7 protein-coding genes and 1 tRNA gene are annotated in these 8,398 nt (G+C 56.1%); 6 read left to right on the plus strand and 2 right to left on the minus strand.

From position 1 onward, the window contains the following. Window positions 1-523 precede the first annotated feature (523 nt). Both POF53_RS25675 and POF53_RS25680 read left to right on the plus strand, forming a co-directional pair. Window positions 524-1,408 carry an alpha/beta fold hydrolase gene (locus POF53_RS25675; protein ID WP_203647821.1) on the plus strand — a complete coding sequence of 295 codons (885 nt, stop codon included), beginning with the start codon at window positions 524-526 and terminating at the stop codon, window positions 1,406-1,408. 115 nt (window positions 1,409-1,523) lie between these two features. Then, a tRNA-Gly gene (locus POF53_RS25680) sits at window positions 1,524-1,597 on the plus strand. Window positions 1,598-1,772: 175 nt separating this feature from the next. Here the strand turns inward: POF53_RS25680 and POF53_RS25685 are convergent. Both POF53_RS25685 and POF53_RS25690 read right to left on the minus strand, forming a co-directional pair. Continuing rightward, the gene (locus POF53_RS25685; protein WP_254464215.1) at window positions 1,773-3,539 is read right to left on the minus strand and encodes a GNAT family N-acetyltransferase; all 1,767 of its coding nucleotides are present in this window, start codon (window positions 3,537-3,539) and stop codon (window positions 1,773-1,775) included. Beyond that, on the minus strand, window positions 3,527-4,333 hold the full coding sequence (locus tag POF53_RS25690) for a class I SAM-dependent methyltransferase (protein WP_498970008.1): 807 nt from the start codon (window positions 4,331-4,333) through the stop codon (window positions 3,527-3,529). Before POF53_RS25690 ends, POF53_RS25685 begins: the two co-directional genes overlap by 13 nt. A gap of 340 nt (window positions 4,334-4,673) precedes the next feature. Here POF53_RS25690 and POF53_RS25695 point away from each other — a divergent pair, with 340 nt between their 5' ends. The 4 genes from POF53_RS25695 (at window position 4,674) to POF53_RS25710 (ending at window position 8,139) form a co-directional block, all read left to right on the plus strand. Further along, the gene (locus tag POF53_RS25695; RefSeq protein ID WP_498970010.1) at window positions 4,674-4,889 is read left to right on the plus strand and encodes a hypothetical protein; all 216 of its coding nucleotides are present in this window, start codon (window positions 4,674-4,676) and stop codon (window positions 4,887-4,889) included. Window positions 4,890-4,935: 46 nt separating this feature from the next. Next, the gene (locus POF53_RS25700) at window positions 4,936-5,871 is read left to right on the plus strand and encodes a ThiF family adenylyltransferase (protein WP_254464218.1); all 936 of its coding nucleotides are present in this window, start codon (window positions 4,936-4,938) and stop codon (window positions 5,869-5,871) included. 258 nt (window positions 5,872-6,129) lie between these two features. Then, window positions 6,130-7,830, plus strand: a complete 1,701-nt coding sequence (locus POF53_RS25705; protein WP_254464219.1) for a SulP family inorganic anion transporter — start codon at window positions 6,130-6,132, stop codon at window positions 7,828-7,830. 108 nt (window positions 7,831-7,938) lie between these two features. Further along, window positions 7,939-8,139, plus strand: a complete 201-nt coding sequence (locus POF53_RS25710; RefSeq protein WP_498970012.1) for a helix-turn-helix domain-containing protein — start codon at window positions 7,939-7,941, stop codon at window positions 8,137-8,139. Window positions 8,140-8,398: the final 259 nt, after the last annotated feature.

The following is an 8,398-nucleotide window of genomic DNA, read 5'->3' on the forward strand; positions in this document are numbered from 1 at the left end:
TTTTTGATAGCCCCTTTAGGAGCGGCCTTGTGCCGCTAAAGGGCCGCGCAGCGGCCCCGGCAATTTCTACCTCGACGCGGAGGTCGTGGGGCCGCTTCGCAGCCCTTTCGCGGCACAAGGCCGCTCCTACAGGGCGTGTATGCGGCCGATCCACCATTCGGCGGTTTCCCACGAAAGATTGCTCCAACGGCACTTGCGCGATCCCGCCCTCCCTGCTTGACTGCTAACTCGTCGGTCTGCATGTGACTCAACGGTCACAACCGCAGTCCAAGACGCCCTTTACCGGCCACCCGGGGTCTCGATGCCCTGGGGCACGGTAATCGCCCGCACAACAATACCGTCGACTACACGCGTCAAGGATCGACACAAGGGCCCACCGGTTTCCGTTCCAGGCGAATGCCTACCTGTCATAAAGCACGTGCACCCTAATGGCCTGTCCGGTCGATTCGGCGCCTAGCCCGCCTGCCGATCGCACACGCCACCAGGTGACGCGAATACCCTTTTTGCGCCAGGAGTCGATGACATGAGGCCAGAAATCGCTGTACTTGATATCCAAGGGCAGTACCGGGTTTACACGGAGTTCCATCGCGCGCAGGGCGCCGAAAAGACGATCATCCTGATCAATGGCTCGTTGGCTACCACGGCGTCCTTTGCACAGACAGTGCGCAGCCTGCACCCGCAGTTCAACGTGGTGCTGTACGACCAGCCGTATGCCGGCAAGTCCAAACCGCACAACCGCCATGAACGGCTGCTGACCAAGGAGACCGAGGCGCACATCCTGCTCGAACTGATCGAGCATTTCCGTGCCGACCATGTCCTGTCGTTCTCCTGGGGCGGTGCCTGCACCCTGCTGGCGCTGGCGCACCAGCCGCGGCTGGTGAAGAAGGCCATCGTCAGTTCGTTCTCGCCGGTGATCAACGAACCGATGCGCGACTACCTGGACCGCGGTTGCCAGTACCTGGCCGCCTGCGACCGCTACCAGGTGGGCAACCTGGTCAACGACACCATCGGCAAGTACCTGCCGTCGCTGTTCAAGCGCTTCAACTACCGCCACGTCAGCAGCCTGGACAGCCACGAATACGCGCAGATGCACTTCCACATCAACCAGGTGCTCGACCACGACCTGGAACGGGCGCTGAAGGCCGCGCGCAACATCGACATCCCGGTGCTGTTCATCAACGGCGACCGCGACGAGTACACCACCGTCGAGGATGCCCGCCAGTTCAGCCGCCATGTCGGGCGCAGCCAGTTCAGCGTGATCCAGGGCGCCGGCCACTTCCTCGACATGGAGCACAAGACCGCCTGCGAGGATACCCGCAGTGCGATGCTCGGTTTCCTCAAGCCGGCTCTGCGCGAATCCCGCCACCGCTACTCACAGGAAACGGGGCAGCATGCACTGGCCATCTGAGCGCATCGGCGCCCCGTAGCCCTCGATACCCGCAGGCTACGGGTCGCCGACAGGCTTTTTTGCAGCCTTGGGCTTCTCATTCGGCGAGGGTTCTGGTAAAAAGTCGTGCTTCGAAGCGGGTATAGTTTATTGGTAAAACTATAGCTTCCCAAGCTATTGAGGAGGGTTCGATTCCCTCTACCCGCTCCAACTCGCATTCCCCGCACGACGTTCCAATAACGTCGTCGCTGTCAAAAGGAGCCTCGGCTCCTTTTTTCGTCTCTGCGCCAAAGCATTGATCTGGCCTTCCGCTCAACCCGGACATAGCCCCGCCAGCCAGCGGTCAAAAGGGCGCTGCGTTACTGCCCTCCTCCCACTTGAACATTCACTCCACAACACGCCCATAAATATTTTGGTCGACGTAACGGTCGCCAATTCTTTCTGATCGTTTAAGAGTGCCCTCCAACGCGAATCCGCAGCGCTGCGCGACTCGATTGCTTGGGCCGTTGTGCACGGACACTTTGATAACGAATCGTTGAATATCTCCGCCATCGGCATAGTGTGAGATAAGAGCCTGTAGGGCTTGGGTGATGATGCCGCAACCACGGCGGTCAGGATCGAGCCAATATCCAATATAGGCCGTTTTATTTGACGAATCTATTTCGTGAAATGAAAGCATGCCACATGGCTCGCCCCTGAAGTGTACGACGTAAGTTTTCGACGCTCCCTTCTGATGTTCAAGCTGAGACTGCAACAAGAAATCTTGAACGCTCTTGAGGCTGGTCGAATAGCGTGGCCAATGCATCGCTTCAGAAAAGCCCTGCCTGTTCCTGTCGATGATCGGATATAGTTTGTCAGCAAATCGTGGTCTTGCTTGAAGGAGCGATATGTCCTCATTTACATCTATGGATTCATACGCAAGGTATAGATCGTCAGAGCACAGCCCGTTCGTCAACCCACGAGGCCTCGCGACCTCCACATCGCCATTGACTACTGCCAAGACCACCGGACGACGCCTTACCCACTCAGTCATCGTCTGCAGATCATATGCGCCACAGCCCCTGATATAAAACCAATCACCTGCCTTTAACGAAAACTCAGAACCTATCGCGGTTAAATAATCTTGCTCGAAGCAGTTGAAGCCAGCGATATACTGAGTCGCTCTGGCGGGAGGTCGGGCGTGGTCCAAAGGCGCGACCAGATGATGCCATGACCGCATGGACCCCACCCAGTTGACTGCAAGATTACTCTGCAGTATCTCGATCCCATTCCTCCATTTAGAATCTACGACCCTGCCTACCAAGTATCCAAAGTCTTCGCTCAATACCCGGCCAGGCTCGAACAGGTATGTCCAGGCATTGGCCTTGATTCCAAATTTGTCGAGCAGATAAGACTTTATACCAGAGAAAAACTGGGCAGCGTCAGGGGTCGACGTCCCGGGGTCATCGCTGAATGAATCTGCTGGAAAACCGCTGCCCAGATCTAATACGCCATTTTCCGGCATCCATGTATTCAGTAACTCTACCCAGTGAGAAAGTCCTTCTACGATGGGAAGATGGGAAGAAAGGTTCGAACCAAAATTGAAGTGAAATCCTTTGAGCTCAACGAAGCTGCAATCTTTGAGCAGGGGGGCGGCCTCAGCGGTAAATTCAGAGCCGGACATGCCAAACCTGGAATAACCCTGATCCTTATACAAATGGGTTAGACGGACAAGAACATCTACTTTCTTGAGTCTGGCCTGGGCTATTTCACAGACTCGCTCAAGCTCTCCCAGGCCATCAATCTGGACGAGCACATCGTTATCGATACAGTAGCCTAACTCTTCATCCGTCTTCAACGGGCCGTCAAATATGATATCCGAGGAACTGAACCCGGCGCGTTCAACCAACCCGAGTTCTTCTAAACTACACACCTCGGCCCCATAGCCTAACTGCCTGAGCCGCTCGCAAAACAAGCCGACATTGCATGATTTGATCGACGCCCTAAGTGAAACCTTCTCAAACTCACGCCTCGCAGCGTCTTGAAAAGCAGCAGCGTTTTCCAAGGATGCATCGAGGTCAAAAACAAAGAACGGCTCGCCAGAAGAGGATGGCTCGCTGGCAATCCTGCCAATAATCCTCAGTAAATCTTCCTTCGGCTTCACTTGTGCCATAGCTGGATTGCAACCCCCTGATAGTTCCTTTGCTCATTCAGGCTTTTTCTAACTTCATAGAAGTGCTTGATCAGCGGCTCCTGCAGGCTGGCGTCGAGCTGGCTTGTACATTCATTTTCATCCCTTATGTATGAGCAGATGCTGTCAAATAACTCACTCTCGCTCTTTACCTCCAGACCAAACTTCATCTCAGACCCCAGGACAAAGCCAGCGCGCTGGTAAAAGTTGTTCCAATAATCGTAATCCCAAGAGGGGTCAGGACGCCATCCCAATGATCGTTCGACCGCATCGATGACATCGACTGGAGGCGTCTCAAAATAAAAATAGTTCGACACGCACAGAATGCCATTATCCTTAAGCACTCTCTTGCACTCTAAAATCCCTTTTTCACGATCTTGAATGAAGGCGAAATTACACCCACCCAGTACGTGAGTAAATGTATGATCCGCATAGGGCAATTGACAGGCATCCCCTACTTTATAGGCATTGCGACTTGCCCCAACAACCTTTGCTTTTTCGTTTGCTACTTCCACAGCCTTATGGCTCAAATCAACCCCTTCAGCTGTGGCACCCACTTTATCATAACAATATCTAGAGCTAAATCCGGTTGAGCACGCTAAATCCAGTAGAAAAGATGAACCATCGATGAATGCGTTTTCAATCCAATAATCAAGCGTGAAGCCAGCACCTGGAGGCGTATTTTCTTGCTTCATGTACGCTACAAGATCGGGATATGACATCCCCTGAAATGGTGAAGATTTATCGGTATTTATTACTTCAGCTGAGCATTTCACAGGCATCCCTCCCGGTGATCGATATGATAATCATTCGCGATGATGGATGTTATTTTTCACCTTGTCAACCTCTTCGATCTATTGCCGAACGAACGGAATAAAAGGCTCTTATTCCTTATATCTGCCTGCGAACCAGAATCAGACTGCACCGCCGCTCAAGCGATGGCCAATCGCCATAAAGCCTCGTTCCCTGGCTGCACCGGCTCAACGCCTCATAGGCAACGCACTGACACCATCAACGATGCTTTCATCGATAAAAATCTGTTTTTACATCTTGACTGAGAATCATTTAGAGAATAATGTCCGAGGCGAACGATAACCGTTCTCATACAGGAGTTACATGATGAAGAAGATGATTGGTGTAGCAGCAGCAGTTCTAATCGGCTCTCCTGCAGCCCAGGCCGCTCTGCATCAAGAGAAGGATGCTCAAAAACTTACGACTAAAGAAGTGAGTGTGGCGACTAAAGAAGTGAGTGTGACCCCTCATCAGTTGACCGTGGCAGCAGGCCCAGGCTGCTTGCCTGGGGTCGCCATGCTCCCCTCTTGCCGTAATTGATAGATCAAGGCCAGAGCTCAAGAGCTCTGGCCTTGTTGGAGATGATATGGAAGATCTGGTGTTTTACTCAAAAGGAATAGCGACAGGCGTTGTTGCGCCCTCCACATTGTTCTCAAGCAGGCCCGGATCGCTCTTTGTAAACGGGCCTGATGCCATTGTGGAGATCCCTGAAAACTCAGAGAGTGCATTGCACAAAGCGCTGCATGCTGCCGGCTCGCTTGTAAAAGGAACCCCTGCTGAGGTTAATGCAGTACTTGGCCTTCTGGCGGAACCTCAGACGAGCAGGACGGCAAGTTATCTACTCTGCTACGCAAAAAACTGCACAAGCTTGATTGCCGACTTGAAAAACCTTCGGCAATCCAGGGTATTGATTGTCGGTTGCGGTGGAATTGGCAGTTCGCTCGCCATGTTGCTGGCGGGTGCGGGAATACGAAAGTTCTGCCTGGTAGACACTGACGTTGTCGAGAGAAGCAATTTGAACCGTCAGTTATTCTGGGTACTTAGCGATGTTAATCACAAAAAGGTGGACGTACTAAAACGTGCCTTGGAAGCTCGATTCGAGGATATAGAGGTTGACTGCGTAGACGCCAGCCCGGGAACAGATGGGATTCATCAACTGGCCATGACAAATATTCATGGCGTTGCCATTACCGCAGACAATCCACCGACGCTGGCGAGAGAAGGTTGGATGATCACCAAAGCACTAGGCATACCGGTTGTTTCTGGCGGTTATTTGCACCAAATATGCACCTCTTTTCACTTTGTACCTGATGATTGTGAAGCGATCGAAGATGCTTACAACATGCTAGAAGAAGAGCAGTGGACTGCATTACCGAGTGCCATTATGCCAAGCTATGGTCCTATGAATTTTTCGTTGGCCTCCGCGTTGAGCTCGAACCTGATCGCTTCTCTGGCAGAGAATACGTTCGGACGGCAGAAGACCCGTATCGCCCGATGGAACTCGAGAGAAACTTTCCAATAGCATGAAGAAGAGGGTGGCCCGCTGACCTGAGCGGCCCTGGCCAACATGTGCGCCGTCTTTCTGTCAATGCACTCGCATTCCCCGCACGACGTTCCAACCACGTCGTCGCTGTCAAAAGGAGCCTCGGCTCCTTTTTTCGTTCCCAGCGTTCCTTTGTTGATCTGGCCCATGGCCAGCGCCGCGCCGATTGGCTTGAATGCCCAGTGATTCGCGGTGCATAACCGCTAAGCTTGCTGAAACAATTCCAAAGGACTGCGCATGTTTCTCTCCCGCTGGCTACCAGGCCTGGCCAACCTGTTGCACTACCGCCGCGAATGGTTCCACGCTGACCTGCAGGCCGGCCTGTCGGTGGCCGCGATCCAGATCCCCATTGCCATCGCCTATGCGCAGATCGTCGGCCTGCCTCCGCAGTACGGCTTGTACGCCTGCGTGCTGCCGATGATGGTCTATGCCCTGATCGGCAGTTCACGGCAATTGATGGTCGGCCCGGACGCCGCCACCTGCGCCATGATTGGCGGGGCCGTGGCGCCGTTGGCCATGGGCGATGCGCACCGCATCGCCGAACTGTCGGTGATCGTCACCGTGCTGGTGGGCGTGATGCTGATCGCCGCCGGGGTGGCGCGGGCCGGTTTCATCGCCAGCTTCTTCTCGCGGCCGATCCTCATCGGCTACCTCAACGGCATCGGCCTGAGCCTGCTCGCCGGGCAGTTGTCGAAGGTGGTGGGTTTCAAGATCGAAGGCGATGGGTTCATCCTCAGCCTGATCAACTTCCTCCAGCGCCTGGGCGAGATCCACTGGTTGACCCTGGCCATCGGCCTGGCCGGGTTGGGCCTGCTGGTCTGGCTGCCGCGACGCTACCCGCGACTGCCGGCGGCACTGGTGACCGTGGTGGTGTTCACCGCCCTGGCCGGGCTGTTCGGTCTTGACCGTTATGGGGTAGCGATCCTCGGCCCGGTGCCGGCGGGCATCCCGGAACTGGCCTGGCCGCAGAGCAGCCTGGCGGAAACCAAGAGCCTGCTGCGCGACGCCTTGGGTATCGCCACCATCAGTTTCTGCAGCGCCATGCTCACCGCCCGCAGCTTCGCCGCCCGCCATGGCTACGCGATCAACGCCAACCACGAGTTCCTCGCCCTGGGCGTGAGCAACCTGGCCGCCGGCATATCCCAGGGCTTCGCCATCAGCGGCGCCGATTCGCGCACCGCGGTCAACGACATGGTCGGCGGCAAGAGCCAGTTGGTGGGCATCATCGCCGCCCTGGTGATCGCCCTGATCCTGTTGTTCTTCACCGCGCCCATGGCCTGGATTCCCCAGGCCGCGCTGGGCGCGGTGCTGCTGATGGCCGGCTGGGGGCTGATCGACGTGAAGTCGCTCAAGACCATCCGCAAGCTAAGCCGTTTCGAGTTCTGGCTGTGCCTGCTGACCACGGTCGGCGTACTCGGCCTGGGCGTGTTGCCGGGCATCGTGTTCGCCGTGACCCTGGCCATCCTGCGCCTGCTCTACAGCATCTACCAGCCCACCGACGCCGTGCTGGGCTGGGTGCCGGGCATCGAGGGCCAGGTGGACGTGCGCCAGCACAAGGACGCCCGCACCGTCCCGGGCCTGGTGGTGTATCGCTTCGACGATGCGATCCTGTTCTTCAATGCCGACTACTTCAAGATGCGCCTGCTCGAAGCCGTGCAGGGCGTGGAGAAACCACAGGTGGTGCTGTTCGACGCGGAGGCCGTGACCAGCATCGACGTCAGTGGCGTGGCGGCCCTGCGCGAAGTGCGCGACACCCTCGCCGCCCAGGGCATCCACTTCGCCATCGCCCGCGCCCGCGGCACCTTCCTGCGCATGCTGGTGCGTTCCGGGATGGCGCGGGAAATGGAAGAGAAGTTGCTGTTCGGCTCGGTACGGGCGGGGATTCGGGCGTATCGGGTGTGGCGCAACAGGGCTCGGCGGGAGGGAGAGGCGGGTTGAGGGAGAGGGACTACATCACTAACTGAAGGGAATGACATAACCGCGCTCGTAATGATCAGTACACTTCGAGGATCACCATCAATCTCAGAAAAGGAGCACGGTAGCCATATGAGCCACCACTTCGAAGAGCTTATGGAAAGCGTTGAACAGATGGATGAGATCATCCATGGCAAACGCCTCCCCTCCCGCCAGTTTGAAATCGACGCCCTTCAGTTCAGGAACATCCGCAAGGCGACCGGGCTATCCTTGGTACGCTTTGCCAAGATGATCGACGTGCAGGTGGCCACCCTGCGCAAATGGGAACAATGACCCCTGGGTAGGAACTTTTGACCTCATGTAGGCGAACAGGTGCCAGACGATAGCGCTTGCAGCGCCTATAAGACCGAGCGCCGCCCGCGCGGCGCATCGCGGCACAAGGCCGCTCCTACATCTGTTTCGGGCCAGTCAATCCTGTGCCATTGCCGGGTCCGCCTTGTGGGTACGACGCGGTTTCAGCGTGAGCACTACTGGCGCTTCACCTGTCTCAAGACATGCACCAAGGCGGGCAACCATGGCCTGACAGGTTAGG

It is taken from the genome of Mitsuaria sp. RG (assembly GCF_028369275.1).
In the GTDB taxonomy this organism is placed as follows: Bacteria; Pseudomonadota; Gammaproteobacteria; order Pseudomonadales; family Pseudomonadaceae; genus Aquipseudomonas; species Aquipseudomonas peradeniyensis.